General features: G+C 50.4%; 15 protein-coding genes. 14 read left to right on the forward strand and 1 reads right to left on the reverse strand.

Annotated features, from left to right (window positions below):
* The first annotated feature begins 105 nt into the window (after positions 1 to 105).
* The 14 genes from D9738_RS17800 to D9738_RS17870 all read left to right on the forward strand — a co-directional run bounded on the left by D9738_RS17800 (position 106) and on the right by D9738_RS17870 (position 15984).
* A complete protein-coding gene (locus tag D9738_RS17800) occupies positions 106 to 798 on the forward strand; it encodes a DUF421 domain-containing protein (RefSeq protein WP_130205321.1) in 693 nt (230 codons plus the stop codon).
* Between the two features lie 198 nt (positions 799 to 996).
* A complete protein-coding gene (gene serC / locus D9738_RS17805; RefSeq protein ID WP_022645462.1) occupies positions 997 to 2085 on the forward strand; it encodes a 3-phosphoserine/phosphohydroxythreonine transaminase in 1089 nt (362 codons plus the stop codon).
* Positions 2086 to 2155: 70 nt separating this feature from the next.
* Positions 2156 to 3439: a 3-phosphoshikimate 1-carboxyvinyltransferase gene (gene aroA, locus D9738_RS17810; protein ID WP_130260774.1), complete on the forward strand. Its 1284-nt coding sequence runs from the start codon at positions 2156 to 2158 to the stop codon at positions 3437 to 3439.
* A gap of 164 nt (positions 3440 to 3603) precedes the next feature.
* A complete protein-coding gene (gene ycaL, locus D9738_RS17820) occupies positions 3604 to 4368 on the forward strand; it encodes a metallopeptidase YcaL (protein WP_130205325.1) in 765 nt (254 codons plus the stop codon).
* Between the two features lie 172 nt (positions 4369 to 4540).
* Positions 4541 to 5224, forward strand: coding sequence for a (d)CMP kinase (gene cmk / locus D9738_RS17825; protein ID WP_000125014.1), 684 nt, complete (start codon positions 4541 to 4543; stop codon positions 5222 to 5224).
* A gap of 110 nt (positions 5225 to 5334) precedes the next feature.
* Positions 5335 to 7008 (forward strand): 30S ribosomal protein S1, encoded by a 1674-nt coding sequence (gene rpsA, locus D9738_RS17830; protein WP_000140327.1) that lies wholly within the window; start codon positions 5335 to 5337, stop codon positions 7006 to 7008.
* Positions 7009 to 7167: 159 nt separating this feature from the next.
* A complete protein-coding gene (ihfB, locus tag D9738_RS17835) occupies positions 7168 to 7452 on the forward strand; it encodes an integration host factor subunit beta (protein ID WP_000167336.1) in 285 nt (94 codons plus the stop codon).
* 205 nt (positions 7453 to 7657) lie between these two features.
* Positions 7658 to 9922, forward strand: a complete 2265-nt coding sequence (locus D9738_RS17840; RefSeq protein WP_130260775.1) for a ComEC family protein — start codon at positions 7658 to 7660, stop codon at positions 9920 to 9922.
* A gap of 36 nt (positions 9923 to 9958) precedes the next feature.
* Positions 9959 to 11707: a lipid A ABC transporter ATP-binding protein/permease MsbA gene (msbA, locus tag D9738_RS17845; RefSeq protein ID WP_130205329.1), complete on the forward strand. Its 1749-nt coding sequence runs from the start codon at positions 9959 to 9961 to the stop codon at positions 11705 to 11707.
* Positions 11704 to 12690: a tetraacyldisaccharide 4'-kinase gene (gene lpxK / locus D9738_RS17850; RefSeq protein WP_130260776.1), complete on the forward strand. Its 987-nt coding sequence runs from the start codon at positions 11704 to 11706 to the stop codon at positions 12688 to 12690. The genes msbA and lpxK overlap by 4 nt, the downstream gene beginning before the upstream one ends.
* A 36-nt stretch (positions 12691 to 12726) precedes the next feature.
* On the forward strand, positions 12727 to 13959 hold the full coding sequence (ycaQ, locus tag D9738_RS17855) for a crosslink repair DNA glycosylase YcaQ (RefSeq protein WP_130260777.1): 1233 nt from the start codon (positions 12727 to 12729) through the stop codon (positions 13957 to 13959).
* 51 nt (positions 13960 to 14010) lie between these two features.
* Positions 14011 to 14193, forward strand: a complete 183-nt coding sequence (gene ycaR / locus D9738_RS17860) for a protein YcaR (protein ID WP_000350058.1) — start codon at positions 14011 to 14013, stop codon at positions 14191 to 14193.
* Positions 14190 to 14936, forward strand: a complete 747-nt coding sequence (kdsB, locus tag D9738_RS17865) for a 3-deoxy-manno-octulosonate cytidylyltransferase (RefSeq protein WP_064528339.1) — start codon at positions 14190 to 14192, stop codon at positions 14934 to 14936. Before ycaR ends, kdsB begins: the two co-directional genes overlap by 4 nt.
* A 154-nt stretch (positions 14937 to 15090) precedes the next feature.
* Positions 15091 to 15984: a YcbJ family phosphotransferase gene (locus D9738_RS17870; RefSeq protein WP_130205335.1), complete on the forward strand. Its 894-nt coding sequence runs from the start codon at positions 15091 to 15093 to the stop codon at positions 15982 to 15984.
* Here the strand turns inward: D9738_RS17870 and elyC are convergent.
* Positions 15961 to 16740 (reverse strand): envelope biogenesis factor ElyC, encoded by a 780-nt coding sequence (gene elyC / locus D9738_RS17875; RefSeq protein ID WP_130260778.1) that lies wholly within the window; start codon positions 16738 to 16740, stop codon positions 15961 to 15963. The genes D9738_RS17870 and elyC overlap by 24 nt on opposite strands.
* Positions 16741 to 16827: the final 87 nt, after the last annotated feature.

Below are 16827 nucleotides of genomic sequence, written 5' to 3' on the forward strand. Positions count from 1 at the left end.
AGCGCGCAATAATACGGGTTTTATCTCAAAGGTGCTATCACCGCCGCCACGCTGATGAACTGTTAGCTATGCTTTTAGCGGATAAACTACGATAAGAGCATAAAAATGAAGGCGTTCGATCTCCACCGTATGGCATTCGATAAAGTGCCTTTTGATTTTCTTGGCGAAGTTGCACTACGTAGTCTCTATACCTTTGTGTTGGTCTTTTTGTTCCTCAAAATGACAGGAAGACGCGGCGTGCGGCAAATGTCGCTATTTGAAGTATTAATCATTCTGACGCTGGGGTCGGCGGCGGGGGATGTGGCGTTTTATGACGATGTGCCGATGGTCCCGGTGCTTATTGTCTTTATTACCCTGGCGTTGTTATACCGCCTGGTGATGTGGTTGATGGCGCACAGTGAAAAACTGGAAGATTTGCTGGAAGGTAAACCGGTTGTCATTATTGAAGATGGCGAGCTGGCCTGGTCGAAACTCAATAACTCCAACATGACGGAATTTGAGTTCTTTATGGAACTACGGTTGCGTGGCGTGGAACAACTGGGGCAGGTGCGTCTGGCTATTCTCGAAACCAATGGCCAAATTAGCGTCTATTTCTTTGAAAATGACAAAGTAAAACCAGGCTTACTTATTTTACCCAGTGACTGTACTCAGCGTTACAAAGTGGTGCCGGAGTCGGCGGACTATGCATGCATCCGTTGCAGTGAAATCATTCATATGAACGCGGGGGAAAAACAATTATGTCCGCGCTGTGCAAATCCAGAATGGACGAAGGCAAGTCGGGCAAAACGGGTGACCTGACAGTAAAAACATCGGCTTTTTGCTAATAATCCGAGAGATTCTTTTGTGTGATGCAAGCCACATTTTTGCCCTCAACGGTTTTACTCATTGCGATGTGTGTCACTGAATGATAAAACCGATAGCCACAGGAATAATGTATTACCTGTGGTCGCAATCGATTGACCGCGGGTTAATAGCAACGCAACGTGGTGAGGGGAAATGGCTCAAATCTTCAATTTTAGTTCTGGTCCGGCAATGCTACCGGCAGAGGTGCTTAAACAGGCTCAACAGGAACTGCGCGACTGGAACGGTCTTGGTACGTCGGTGATGGAAGTGAGTCACCGTGGCAAAGAGTTCATTCAGGTTGCAGAGGAAGCCGAGAAGGATTTTCGTGATCTTCTTAATATCCCCTCCAACTACAAAGTATTGTTCTGCCACGGCGGCGGTCGCGGTCAGTTTGCTGCTGTACCGCTGAATATTCTTGGTGATAAAACCACCGCAGATTATGTTGATGCTGGTTACTGGGCGGCAAGTGCCATTAAAGAAGCGAAAAAATACTGCACGCCAAATGTCTTTGACGCCAAAGTGACTGTTGATGGTCTTCGTGCGGTTAAGCCAATGCGTGAATGGCAGCTCTCTGATAATGCTGCTTATATGCATTACTGCCCGAATGAAACCATTGATGGTATCGCCATCGACGAAACGCCAGACTTCGGCAAAGATGTGGTGGTCGCTGCTGACTTCTCTTCAACCATTCTTTCCCGTCCGATTGATGTCAGCCGTTATGGCGTAATTTACGCTGGCGCACAGAAAAATATCGGCCCGGCTGGCCTGACAATCGTCATCGTTCGTGAAGATTTGCTGGGCAAAGCGAATATCGCTTGTCCGTCGATTCTGGATTATTCCATCCTCAACGATAACGACTCCATGTTTAACACGCCGCCAACGTTTGCCTGGTATCTGTCTGGTCTGGTCTTCAAATGGCTGAAAGCGAACGGCGGTGTGGTTGCAATGGATAAGATCAATCAGCAAAAAGCAGAACTGCTGTATGGGGTGATTGATAACAGCGATTTCTACCGCAATGATGTGGCGAAAGCTAACCGTTCGCGGATGAACGTGCCGTTCCAGTTGGCGGATAGCGCGCTTGATAAATTGTTCCTCGAAGAGTCTTTCGCTGCGGGCTTACATGCGCTGAAAGGTCACCGTGTGGTCGGCGGAATGCGTGCTTCTATTTATAACGCCATGCCGCTGGAAGGCGTTAAAGCACTGACAGACTTCATGGTTGAGTTCGAACGTCGTCACGGCTAATGCCGACATTTTGCGTAATCCCCACAGCCAGACTGTGGGGTTTTTATTTCTGTTGTAGAGAGTTGAGTTCATGGAATCCCTGACGTTGCACCCCATCGCCCGTGTCGATGGCACTATTAATCTGCCCGGTTCCAAGAGCGTTTCTAACCGCGCTTTATTGCTGGCGGCATTAGCACACGGCAAAACAGTATTAACTAATCTGCTTGATAGCGATGACGTGCGCCATATGCTGAATGCATTAACGGCGTTAGGGGTAAGTTACACGCTTTCAGCCGATCGTACGCGTTGCGAAATCATCGGTAACGGCGGTCCATTACACGCAGAAAGTGCCCTGGAGTTGTTTCTTGGAAACGCCGGAACGGCTATGCGTCCGCTGGCGGCGGCACTTTGTCTGGGAAACAATGATATTGTCCTGACTGGTGAGCCGCGTATGAAAGAACGCCCGATTGGTCACCTGGTGGATGCGTTGCGCCAGGGCGGAGCGAAAATCACTTACCTGGAACAAGATAATTATCCACCGTTGCGTTTACAGGGCGGTTTTACTGGCGGCAACGTTGACGTTGATGGCTCCGTTTCCAGCCAGTTCCTCACCGCAATGTTAATGACTGCGCCTCTTGCGCCGAAAGATACAGTTATTCGTATTAAAGGTGATCTGGTTTCTAAACCTTATATCGATATCACGCTCAACCTGATGAAAACGTTTGGTGTTGAGATTGAAAATCAGCACTATCAACAATTTGTCGTAAAAGGGGGGCAGTCTTATCAGTCTCCGGGTACTTATTTGGTCGAAGGAGATGCATCTTCAGCTTCTTACTTCCTGGCAGCAGCAGCAATCAAAGGCGGCACGGTAAAAGTGACCGGCATTGGACGCAACAGTATGCAGGGCGATATTCGATTTGCTGATGTACTGGAAAAAATGGGGGCGACCATTAGCTGGGGCGATGATTATATTGCCTGCACGCGTGGCGAACTGAACGCCATCGATATGGATATGAACCATATTCCCGATGCGGCGATGACCATTGCCACGACGGCGTTATTTGCAAAAGGCACAACCACGCTGCGCAATATTTATAACTGGCGCGTAAAAGAAACGGATCGCCTGTTCGCGATGGCAACAGAGCTACGTAAAGTCGGTGCGGAAGTTGAAGAGGGGCACGATTTCATTCGCATAACTCCACCGGAAAAACTGAACTTTGCCGAGATCGCGACATACAATGATCACCGGATGGCGATGTGTTTCTCGCTGGTGGCATTGTCAGATACGCCAGTGACGATTCTTGACCCCAAATGTACGGCTAAAACCTTCCCGGATTACTTCGAACAACTGGCGCGGATAAGCCAACCAGCTTGAATAACGGGCGATAAATAGACAAATATTTCTTTCTAAAAGCGTCGGCACATTGCCGGCGTTTTTTTTCGGACCTTGTGAGTCATTTTGAACAGTGGTAACGTCGATTATCAATGTAAGTTATTGATACATAATATTTATATATGATTAATCAACGGATGATTCACATGAAGAATACTAAATTACTGCTGGCGATTGCGACTTCTGCAGCACTACTGACAGGGTGTCAAAATACGCACGGTATTGATACCAATATGGCTATCAGCTCCGGTTTAAATGCCTATAAAGCTGCAACGTTAAGCGACGCCGATGCAAAAGCCATTGCCAATCAGGGCTGTACCGAAATGGACAGCGGCAATCAAGTTGCAAGCAAATCCAGCAAGTACGGTAAACGTCTGGCAAAAATCGCCAAAGCATTGGGTAACAACATTAACGGTACGCCGGTCAACTATAAGGTTTATATGACCAGCGACGTTAACGCATGGGCGATGGCAAACGGCTGTGTCCGAGTCTACAGTGGCCTGATGGACATGATGAACGACAACGAAATTGAAGGCGTTCTGGGTCATGAACTGGGACACGTTGCATTGGGTCACTCGCTGGCTGAAATGAAAGCATCTTATGCGATCGTTGCCGCACGTGATGCAATTTCCGCCACCAGCGGTGTTGCTTCCCAGCTTTCTCGCTCGCAACTGGGCGATATCGCAGAAGGCGCTATCAATGCTAAGTACTCCCGCGATAAAGAGTCTGAAGCAGATGATTTCTCCTTTGATCTGCTGAAGAAACGTGGCATTAACACCCAGGGACTGGTCGGTAGCTTTGAAAAACTGGCCAGCCTGGATGGCGGTCGTACTCAGTCTATGTTTGACTCTCATCCACCATCAGCAGAGCGTGCACAGCACATCCGCGATCGTATTGCCTCCGGTAAGTAAATCATTGTCATCTTTCGGGCTGGTCTTTCGCCAGCCCGCTATAATTGCGCAATAAATCCCCATCTGAATACAGACAAAACTGGTTTTTGCACACAACGTTAACGATTTGTGGCGCCGACGCGTATAATGCGCGCGGTTATGTTAACGGTACGCCTGTTTTAAGGAGATAAAGATGACGGCAATTGCCCCGGTTATTACCATTGATGGCCCAAGCGGTGCAGGGAAAGGCACCTTGTGTAAGGCTATGGCGGAAGCGTTGCAATGGCATCTGCTGGACTCGGGTGCAATTTATCGCGTACTGGCACTGGCGGCATTACATCACCATGTTGATGTTGCGTCGGAAGATGCGCTGGTGCCGCTGGCATCCCATCTGGACGTACGTTTTGTGTCGACCAATGGCAATCTGGAAGTGATCCTCGAAGGGGAAGATGTCAGCGGCGAAATTCGTACTCAGGAAGTGGCGAATGCTGCTTCACAAGTCGCTGCATTCCCACGCGTTCGTGAAGCATTATTGCGTCGCCAACGCGCATTCCGGGAGTTACCCGGTTTGATCGCCGATGGTCGCGATATGGGGACAGTGGTATTCCCTGATGCGCCAGTAAAAATTTTCCTTGACGCCTCCTCGGAAGAACGTGCGCATCGCCGCATGCTACAGTTGCAGGAGAAGGGCTTTAGTGTTAACTTTGAGCGCCTTTTGGCCGAGATCAAAGAACGCGACGACCGCGATCGTAATCGCGCGGTAGCGCCCTTGGTTCCGGCAGCCGATGCTTTAGTTTTGGATTCCACCACCTTAAGCATTGAGCAAGTGATTGAAAAAGCGTTACACTACGCGCGCCAAAAATTGGCTCTCGCATAAGCGACCGAATTTGCAGTACCCCCGTTGCAATGGAATGACAGCGGGTATGTTAAACAACCCCATCCGGCACGGAGCCAGGTGGACGTTAAATATAAACCTGAAGATTAAACATGACTGAATCTTTTGCTCAACTCTTTGAAGAGTCCTTAAAAGAAATCGAAACCCGCCCGGGTTCTATCGTTCGTGGCGTTGTTGTTGCTATCGACAAAGATGTAGTACTGGTTGACGCTGGTCTGAAATCTGAGTCTGCCATCCCGGCTGAGCAGTTCAAAAACGCCCAGGGCGAACTGGAAATCCAGGTAGGTGACGAAGTTGACGTTGCTCTGGACGCAGTAGAAGACGGCTTCGGTGAAACTCTGCTGTCCCGTGAGAAAGCTAAACGTCACGAAGCCTGGATCACGCTGGAAAAAGCTTACGAAGATGCTGAAACTGTTACCGGTGTTATCAACGGCAAAGTTAAGGGCGGCTTCACTGTTGAGCTGAACGGTATTCGTGCGTTCCTGCCAGGTTCTTTGGTAGACGTTCGTCCGGTGCGTGACACTCTGCACCTGGAAGGCAAAGAGCTTGAATTCAAAGTAATCAAGCTGGATCAGAAGCGCAACAACGTTGTTGTTTCTCGTCGTGCCGTTATCGAATCCGAAAACAGCGCAGAGCGCGATCAGCTGCTGGAAAACCTGCAGGAAGGCATGGAAGTTAAAGGTATCGTTAAGAACCTCACTGACTACGGTGCATTCGTTGATCTGGGCGGCGTTGACGGCCTGCTGCACATCACTGACATGGCCTGGAAACGCGTTAAGCATCCGAGCGAAATCGTCAACGTGGGCGACGAAATCACTGTTAAAGTGCTGAAGTTCGACCGCGAACGTACCCGTGTATCCCTGGGCTTGAAACAGCTGGGCGAAGATCCGTGGGTAGCTATCGCTAAACGTTATCCGGAAGGTACCAAACTGACTGGTCGCGTGACCAACCTGACCGACTACGGTTGCTTCGTTGAAATCGAAGAAGGCGTTGAAGGCCTGGTACACGTTTCCGAAATGGATTGGACCAACAAAAACATCCACCCGTCCAAAGTTGTTAACGTTGGCGATGTAGTGGAAGTTATGGTTCTGGATATCGACGAAGAACGTCGTCGTATCTCCCTGGGTCTGAAACAGTGCAAAGCTAACCCGTGGCAGCAGTTCGCGGAAACCCACAACAAGGGCGACCGTGTTGAAGGTAAAATCAAGTCTATCACTGACTTTGGTATCTTCATCGGCCTGGACGGCGGCATCGACGGCCTGGTTCACCTGTCTGACATCTCCTGGAACGTTGCAGGCGAAGAAGCAGTTCGTGAATACAAAAAAGGCGACGAAATCGCTGCAGTTGTTCTGCAGGTTGACGCAGAACGTGAACGTATCTCCCTGGGCGTTAAACAGCTCGCAGAAGATCCGTTCAACAACTGGGTTGCTCTGAACAAGAAAGGCGCTATCGTAACCGGTAAAGTAACTGCAGTTGACGCTAAAGGCGCAACCGTAGAACTGGCTGACGGCGTTGAAGGTTATCTGCGTGCTTCTGAAGCATCCCGTGACCGCGTTGAAGACGCTACCCTGGTTCTGAGCGTTGGCGACGAAGTTGAAGCTAAATTCACTGGCGTTGATCGTAAAAACCGCGCTATCAGCCTGTCTGTTCGTGCGAAAGACGAAGCTGACGAGAAAGATGCAATCGCAACTGTTAACAAACAGGAAGATGCAAACTTCTCCAACAACGCAATGGCTGAAGCTTTCAAAGCAGCTAAAGGCGAGTAATTCTCTGACTCTTCGGGATTTTTATTCCGAAGTTTGCTGAGTTTACTTGACAGATTGCAGGTTTCGTCCTGTAATCAAGCACTAAGGGCGGCTACGGCCGCCCTTAATCAATGCAGCAACAGCAGCCGTTAAATTTGCCTTTAAGGAACCGGAGGAATCATGACCAAGTCAGAATTGATAGAAAGACTTGCCACCCAGCAATCGCACATTCCCGCCAAGACGGTTGAAGATGCAGTAAAAGAGATGCTGGAGCATATGGCCTCGACTCTTGCGCAGGGCGAGCGTATTGAAATCCGCGGTTTCGGCAGTTTCTCTTTGCACTACCGCGCACCGCGTACCGGACGTAATCCGAAGACTGGCGATAAAGTAGAGCTGGAAGGAAAATACGTTCCTCACTTTAAACCAGGTAAAGAACTGCGCGATCGCGCCAATATTTACGGTTAAGTTTTAGTAAAACTTGAACGCGGAAAAAGCACCTGTCGGGTGCTTTTTTCATTTCTGCAATATGGTTCTGGAAGCTGTCTCGCAGAGTTGTGTACAGTTTTCATCATCCTGCTAAATTCTTCTGAACGTGCCTCGGGCAACGCAAAACTCCCGCCAGACAACCACCCAACAAAGTTGCACACTTTCCAAAAACAGGGAGGAGTGCATGAAAATAACGACAGTTAGCCTGTGCATAATTTGCGGGATTTTTCCGCTGCTGATTTTGCCGCAGTTGCCTGGGACATTAACTCTTGCGAGTCTGACTGTATTCGTCTGCGTACTGGCATTTATTCCTGTTAAAGTCGTCCGTTATTTCACGCTGACATTGCTGTTTTTTCTTTGGGGCGTGTTGGCGGCGAAGCAAATTCTGTGGGCAGGAGAAAACTTAACTGGCGCGACGCAGGATGCAGTCGTCGAGATTACCGCCACTGACGGCATGACCACGCATTACGGGAAAATTACTCATCTACAAGGGCGGCGGTTATTCCCCGCGCCAGGCATCGCGCTATATGGCGAATATTTGCCACAATCGGTATGCGCCGGGCAACGATGGTCGATGAAACTCAAAGTGCGTGCTGTTCATGGTCAACTTAATGATGGCGGCTTTGATAGCCAGCGTTATGCCATTGCCCAGCATCAGCCACTTACCGGACGTTTTCTGCAAGCAAGCGTCATTGAACCAGGTTGTAGCCTACGTGCGCAATATCTGGCATCCCTGCAAACGACGCTGCAGCCGTATTCATGGCAGACGGTGATGCTCGGCTTAGGAATGGGTGAACGGTTATCGGTATCTAAAGAAATTAAAAATATAATGCGCGATACCGGTACGGCACATTTAATGGCGATATCGGGTTTACACATCGCTTTTGCAGCATTACTGGCTGCGGGGCTAATTCGTGGCGGGCAAATTTTCCTCCCCGGGCGTTGGATTTACTGGCAGATGCCATTAATCGGTGGAGTTTGCTGCGCTGCTTTTTATGCCTGGCTTACCGGTATGCAGCCGCCTGCATTGCGTACCGTGGTGGCGCTTGTGACCTGGGGAGCGCTCAAATTGAGCGGCCGACAATGGAGTGGTTGGGATATGTGGATATGCTGCCTGGCAGCAATTCTGCTGATGGATCCTGTTGCTATCCTCTCGCAAAGTTTGTGGCTCTCTGCCGCAGCGGTGGCAGCGCTGATATTTTGGTATCAGTGGTTTCCCTGCCCAGTCTGGCCATTGCCGCCTGTATTGCAATCTATTGTTTCACTTATCCATCTGCAACTTGGTATAACACTCCTGCTAATGCCGGTGCAAATAGTCATGTTTCATGGCGTTAGTCTGACTTCATTTATGGCAAATTTGTTCGCTATTCCCTTAGTGACATTTATTTCGGTTCCGTTGATCCTCGCCGCGATGGTTGTGCATTTAATCGGGCCATTAATCCTGGAACAAGGTATATGGTTTCTTGCCGATCGGTCCTTAGCTTTACTTTTTTGGGGGTTAAACAGTTTGCCTGAAGGGTGGATAAGCATTGCTGAACGTTGGCAATGGCTATCATTTTCGCCCTGGTTATTACTGGTGATATGGCGACTAAACGCATGGCAAACGTTGCCTGCGGTGTGTATGGCTGGAGGAATTATAATGTGTTGGCCACTGTGGCAAAAACCACGGTCTGATGAGTGGCAGGTTTATATGCTTGATGTCGGGCAAGGGCTGGCAATGGTGATCGCTCGAAACGGTAAAGCGGTTCTCTATGATACAGGGCTCGCCTGGCCGGAGGGGGACAGTGGGCAACAACTGATTATTCCCTGGCTCCGCTGGCATGACCTTGAACCGGAAGGCGTTATTCTTAGTCATGAACATCTTGATCACCGGGGTGGACTGGACTCGATATTACATGCCTGGCCGACGTTATGGGTAAGAAGCCCCTTAAACTGGGTGCATCATCAGCCCTGCGTGCGCGGCGAAGCGTGGCAGTGGCAAGGATTGCAGTTTAGTGTGCACTGGCCTTTGCAAGGGAGTAACGAAAAGGGAAATAACCATTCCTGTGTGATTAAGGTTGATGATGGAACACATAGCATTCTTTTGACTGGCGATATTGAAGCCCCCGCTGAACAAAAAATGCTAAGTCATTACTGGCAACAGGTTCAGGCAACCTTGATTCAGGTACCCCATCACGGCAGTAATACCTCGTCATCTGTGCCATTAATTCAGCGGGTTAATGGAAAAATGGCACTGGCATCGGCATCGCGCTATAACGCATGGCGACTGCCCTCCAGTAAAGTTAAACTTCGCTATCAACTACAAGGATATCAATGGGTTGACACCCCGCATCAGGGGCAAATAACGGTCAATTTTTCAGCGCAAGGTTGGCGGGTCAGCAGCCTAAGGGAGCAAATTTTACCTCGTTGGTATCATCAGTGGTTTGGCGTGCCAGTGGATAACGGGTAGAATATGCGGCTATTTCAACAAATGCTGGTTTTTTGAATGCATAACGACAAAGATCTCTCTACGTGGCAGACATTCCGCCGACTGTGGCCAACCATTGCGCCTTTTAAAGCGGGTCTGATCGTGGCGGGCATAGCGTTAATTCTCAACGCAGCCAGCGATACCTTCATGTTATCGCTCCTTAAGCCGCTTCTCGATGATGGCTTTGGTAAAACAGATCGCTCCGTGCTGATGTGGATGCCGCTGGTGGTTATCGGCCTGATGATTTTACGTGGTATCACCAGTTATATCTCCAGCTACTGTATCTCCTGGGTATCAGGAAAAGTGGTTATGACCATGCGTCGACGTCTGTTCGGCCACATGATGGGAATGCCAGTGTCATTTTTTGACAAACAATCAACCGGGACACTGCTTTCACGTATTACTTACGATTCTGAACAGGTTGCTTCGTCATCTTCCGGCGCGCTGATTACGGTGGTGCGTGAAGGTGCTTCCATTATCGGTCTGTTCGCCATGATGTTCTATTACAGCTGGCAGCTGTCGATCATTTTGATTGTGTTGGCGCCGATTGTCTCGATTGCGATTCGTATCGTATCGAAGCGTTTTCGCAGCATCAGTAAAAACATGCAGAACACCATGGGGCAGGTGACCACCAGTGCTGAACAGATGCTGAAAGGCCACAAAGAAGTATTGATTTTTGGCGGCCAGGAAGTAGAAACAAAGCGTTTTGATAAGGTCAGCAACAAGATGCGTTTGCAGGGGATGAAGATGGTTTCTGCTTCTTCCATCTCTGACCCGATCATTCAGCTGATCGCCTCTCTGGCGCTGGCATTTGTTCTCTACGCTGCGAGCTTCCCAAGCGTGATGGATAGCCTGACTGCCGGTACGATTACTGTCGTCTTCTCTTCGATGATTGCACTGATGCGTCCGTTGAAATCGCTGACCAACGTTAACGCCCAGTTCCAACGCGGGATGGCGGCATGTCAGACGCTGTTTACCATTCTGGATAGTGAACAGGAGAAAGACGAAGGTAAACGCGAGATTGAGCGTGCTACTGGTGACGTTGAATTCCGCAATGTCACTTTTACCTATCCGGGGCGTGAAGTCCCTGCGCTGCGTAATATCAACCTGAAGATCCCGGCAGGGAAAACAGTGGCTTTGGTAGGGCGTTCTGGGTCGGGTAAATCGACCATTGCCAGCCTGATCACCCGTTTTTATGATATCGATGAAGGCGAGATCCTGATGGATGGTCACGATCTGCGCGAGTATACCCTGGCGTCTTTACGTAACCAGGTTGCTCTGGTGTCGCAGAATGTCCATCTGTTTAATGACACGGTTGCCAACAACATTGCTTACGCCCGTACTGAACAGTACAGCCGTGAGCAGATTGAAGAAGCGGCACGTATGGCCTATGCCATGGACTTTATCAATAAGATGGATAACGGTCTTGATACGGTGATTGGTGAAAACGGCGTGTTGCTTTCTGGCGGCCAGCGCCAGCGTATTGCCATTGCCCGTGCCTTGCTGCGTGATAGCCCAATTCTGATTCTGGATGAAGCCACCTCGGCGCTGGACACCGAATCCGAACGCGCGATTCAGGCGGCGCTGGACGAGTTGCAGAAAAACCGTACCTCACTGGTGATTGCCCACCGCTTGTCTACCATTGAAAAGGCAGACGAAATTGTGGTCGTCGAGGACGGGATCATTGTGGAACGCGGTACGCATAACGATTTGCTTGAGCACCGTGGAGTCTACGCGCAACTTCATAAAATGCAGTTTGGCCAATGATCGAAAAAATCTGGTCTGGTGAATCCCCTTTGTGGCGGTTATTGCTGCCACTCTCCTGGTTGTATGGCCTGGTGAGTGGCGCTATCCGTCTTTGCTATAAACTAAAACTGAAGCGCGCCTGGCGTGCCCCCGTACCGGTTGTCGTGGTTGGTAATCTCACCGCAGGCGGCAACGGAAAAACTCCGGTGGTTGTCTGGCTGGTGGAACAACTACAAAAGCGCGGTATTCGTGTTGGCGTGGTGTCACGGGGCTATGGCGGTAAAGCTGAGTCGTATCCGCTGTTATTGTCGGCAGATACCACCACCGCACAAGCGGGCGATGAACCGGTGCTGATTTATCAGCGTACGGGTGCACCTGTTGCAGTTTCTCCTGTCCGTTCAGATGCGGTAAAAGCCATTTTGGCGCAATATCCCGATGTGCAGATTATCGTGACTGATGACGGTTTACAGCATTATCGTCTGGCGCGTGATGTGGAAATCGTCGTCATCGATGGCGTGCGTCGCTTTGGCAATGGCTGGTGGTTGCCGGCGGGGCCAATGCGCGAGCGCGCGGGGCGCTTAAAATCGGTTGATGCGGTAATCGTCAATGGCGGCGTACCGCGTCACGGTGAAATCCCGATGAACTTAATACCGGGTCAGGCAGTGAATTTACTTACCGGCACGCGTTGTGACGTTACACAACTTAAACATGTGGTGGCGATGGCAGGTATTGGTCACCCGCCGCGATTTTTTGCCACACTAAAGATGTGCGGTATACAACCGGAAAAATGTGTGCCGCTGGCAGATCATCAATCTTTGAATCATGCGGATGTCAGCGCACTATTAAGCGCCGGGCAAACACTGGTCATGACTGAAAAAGATGCGGTGAAATGTCGGGCTTTTGCAGAAGAAAACTGGTGGTATTTGCCCGTTGACGCACAGCTTACGGGCGATGAACCAGAGAAACTGCTCGCACAACTTTCCTCGCTGGCTTCTGGCAACTAATTCAGCCGCGGCAGCGTTTAATTGACGGAGCAATGAATGACGCTGCCTTATCTCTCCCTCACCGATGCACGAAATCTTCATCTCACCGCGCAAGGGCTGTTAAACAAGCCCCGTCGTCGCGCGTCGCCGGAAGATATTCTGGCTACCATTTCTCGCATGTCCTTGTTGCAAATCGATACCATCAATATTGTTGCCCGTAGTCCATATCTGGTGCTTTTCAGTCGTCTGGGAAATTATCCTGCGCAGTGGCTGGATGAGTCTCTGGCGTGTGGCGAATTAATGGAATACTGGGCGCATGAAGCCTGCTTTATGCCGCGTAGCGATTTTCGTCTTATTCGCCACCGCATGCTGGCACCTGAAAAAATGGGCTGGAAATACAAAGATGCCTGGATGCAGGAACATGCGGCGGAAATTGCACAGTTAATTCAGCATATTCATGATAAGGGGCCGGTACGTTCAGCCGATTTTGAGCATCCTCGTAAAGGGGCGAGCGGCTGGTGGGAGTGGAAGCCGCATAAACGGCATCTGGAAGGGCTCTTTACCGCCGGAAAGGTGATGGTGATTGAACGGCGCAACTTCCAGCGAGTTTATGATTTAACCCACCGTGTCATGCCTGACTGGGATGATGAGCGCGATCTCGTTTCGCAAACAGAAGCAGAAATCATCATGCTGGATAACAGTGCGCGCAGCCTGGGAATATTTCGCGAACAGTGGCTGGCGGATTACTACCGGCTGAAACGTCCGGCGCTGGCGGCGTGGCGCGAAGCGAGGGCTGAACAGCAGCAAATCATTGCTGTGCATGTTGAAAAATTGGGTAATCTTTGGCTGCATGCTGATTTGCTGCCGCTACTCGAACGTGCGCTCGCCGGAAAGCTCACTGCAACGCACAGCGCGGTACTTTCGCCTTTTGATCCTGTTGTCTGGGATCGTAAACGGGCAGAGCAACTTTTTGATTTTAGCTACCGGCTGGAGTGCTACACGCCAGCGCCCAAACGCCAGTATGGTTATTTCGTTCTACCGTTATTGCATCGTGGGCAATTAGTTGGGCGAATGGATTCTAAGATGCATCGCCAGACTGGCATCTTTGAAGTGCTCTCTCTCTGGCTACAGGATGGGGTAAAACCAACAGTGACCCTTCAAAAAGGGCTGCGTCAGGCGATTACGGATTTTGCTCACTGGCAGCAGGCAACGCGAGTAACAATAGGGCGCTGCCCGCACGGTTTCTTTACCGATTACCGCACTGGCTGGGAAATAGACCCCGACGCATAAATGATTATGATAAGATTTATGCATTCATAACCCGATCCATCTGGAGGAACTATGGATCATCGTCTGCTTGAAATCATTGCCTGCCCGGTTTGCAACGGCAAACTTTGGTATAACCAGGAAAAACAAGAACTTATTTGCAAACTGGACAACCTGGCTTTTCCGCTGCGCGATGGCATTCCAGTGCTGCTGGAAACGGAAGCCCGCGTGCTGACTGCTGATGAGAGTAAATCATGAGTTTTGTGGTCATTATTCCCGCGCGCTACGCTTCCACGCGTCTGCCAGGTAAGCCGCTGGTCGATATTAACGGCAAACCTATGATTGTTCATGTACTCGAACGCGCGCGCGAATCAGGTGCCGAGCGCATCATCGTCGCAACCGATCATGAGGATGTCGCCCGCGCTGTTGAAGCTGCTGGCGGTGAAGTATGCATGACGCGTGCAGATCACCAGTCAGGTACAGAACGCCTGGCGGAGGTTGTCGAAAAATGCGCGTTCAGCGACGACACGGTGATTGTGAATGTGCAGGGTGATGAACCGATGATCCCCGCGACAATCATTCGTCAGGTTGCCGATAACCTTGCCCAGCGTCAGGTTGGAATGGCGACCTTGGCTGTGCCTATCCACAGTGCGGAAGAAGCCTTTAACCCGAATGCGGTTAAAGTTGTTCTCGACGCCGAAGGTTATGCGCTCTACTTCTCGCGTGCCACTATCCCGTGGGATCGTGACCGTTTTGCGAAAGGTCTGGAAACCGTAGGAGATAACTTTCTGCGCCATCTCGGCATTTATGGCTATCGTGCAGGTTTTATCCGCCGCTATGTTAACTGGCAGCCAAGCCCGTTAGAACATATCGAAATGTTAGAACAGCTTCGTGTGCTGTGGTATGGAGAAAAAATCCATGTTGCTGTCGCCCAGGAGGTTCCTGGCACCGGTGTAGATACTCCCGAAGATCTTGAGCGTGTTCGCGCTGAAATGGCTTAATTTTTCCCCACGACACTCCATCTCAATTTTGGGAGGAGTGTCGTAGCGTTACGATTCTCTTCATTTTTTCCCTTCAACAATTGATCTCATTCAGGTGACATCTTTTACATTGGCGCTCATTATGAAAGCAGTAGCTTTTATGAGGGTAATCTGAATGGAACAGCTGCGTGCCGAACTAAGCCATTTACTGGGCGAAAGATTGAGTCGTATAGAGTGTGTGAATGAAAAAGCAGACACAACTCTGTGGGCGTTGTATGACAGCCAGGGAAACCCGATGCCGCTCATGGCGCGAAGTTTTTCTACCCCGGGGCAGGCCAGACAGCTGGCATGGAAAACCACCATGCTGGCTCGGAGCGGGACTGTTCGCATGCCGACTATCTATGGCGTGATGACGCATGAAGAACATCCCGGCCCCGATGTCTTGTTGCTGGAGCGGATGCGCGGTGTTTCTGTGGAAGCCCCCGCAAGAACGCCAGAGCGCTGGGAACATCTGAAAGATCAAATTGTTGAAGCGTTGCTGGCCTGGCACCGTCAGGACAGCCGCGGATGTGTTGGCGCGGTTGACAATACTCAGGAAAATTTCTGGCCTTCCTGGTATCGTCAGCACGTTGAAATGCTGTGGGCGACGCTCAATCAGTTCAATAACACAGGTTTAACCATGCAGGATAAGCGGATTCTGTTTCGCACTCGTGAATGTCTGCCGGTGTTGTTTGAAGGTTTTAACGATAATTGTGTGCTGATTCACGGCAATTTCTGTTTGCGTAGCATGCTGAAAGATTCCCGTAGCGATCAGCTCCTGGCGATGGTCGGACCGGGGTTAATGCTCTGGGCACCGCGTGAGTATGAATTATTCCGGTTGATGGATAACACCCTGGCGGAAGATTTGCTCTGGAGTTACCTTCAACGCGCGCCAGTGGCGGAGTCTTTCATCTGGCGGCGTTGGCTGTATGTGTTATGGGATGAAGTTGCGCAACTGGTCAATACCGGGCGGTTTAACCGTAGCAACTTTGATCTGGCGACTAAATCACTCCTGCCGTGGCTCGCCTGACGTACCTTTTAGCCACTGCCAGATGCGGCCAAGCGTTTCATAGCCAACGCGGTCGCTATGCATTAACCAGACCGGAGAGGGGATTGCCCGTTCCCACGGATTAAGCGGCGAGTCGATTGCCAACTGGTTCGCCGGGGCTGGCAGCGGATTTAGCCCTTCCTGCTGAAAAAAGATCATCGCGCGTGGCAAATGAGACGCAGATGTCACCAGCAGGAAAGGGGCATCGCCAATCGCCTGTTTCACTGCGGCAGCTTCTTCTTCGGTATCTTTTGGTAAATCCAGTGTGATAATTTGCTCGCGTGGGACACCCAGCGATTGCGCCACTCTGGCACCTACTTCCGCTGTACTCACCGTATTGGTTTTTGCTACGCCTCCCGTGAAGATCAGCTTTGATCCCGGATTTTCGCGCCATAAGCGAATACCTTCATTCAGGCGCGGCAAACTGTTATTGATTAAATTAGAGCTCGGTGCCCACTGCGGGTTCCAGGTATAACCACCTCCGAGCACCACGATATAGTCCACTTTTTGCGAATTATTCCATGTCGGATAGGTGCTTTCGATGGGACGCAGCAGGCGGTCGGCTACCGGTTGCAAACTCAATAACAAGAGCGCCAGCCACCCAATGCTAATAAAAATCTTCCCGGTTTTTTGAAAACGGCTAAACCACAGCAGCGCCAGGCCAGCACCAATAATCAACAACATCAGCGGAAGTGGCAGCAGCATGCCGCCAATCACTTTTTTCAGTGTAAAAAGCATCCTTTCTGGTTCCTTTTTTGACCATATAGCAAGGGATCGCCAGCGATATTACACCAGACGGGTTCATTCTCGCCGTGGCTGTGACAA

The sequence above is a fragment of the Escherichia sp. E10V5 genome (assembly GCF_004212315.1).
Classification (GTDB): domain Bacteria; phylum Pseudomonadota; class Gammaproteobacteria; order Enterobacterales; family Enterobacteriaceae; genus Escherichia.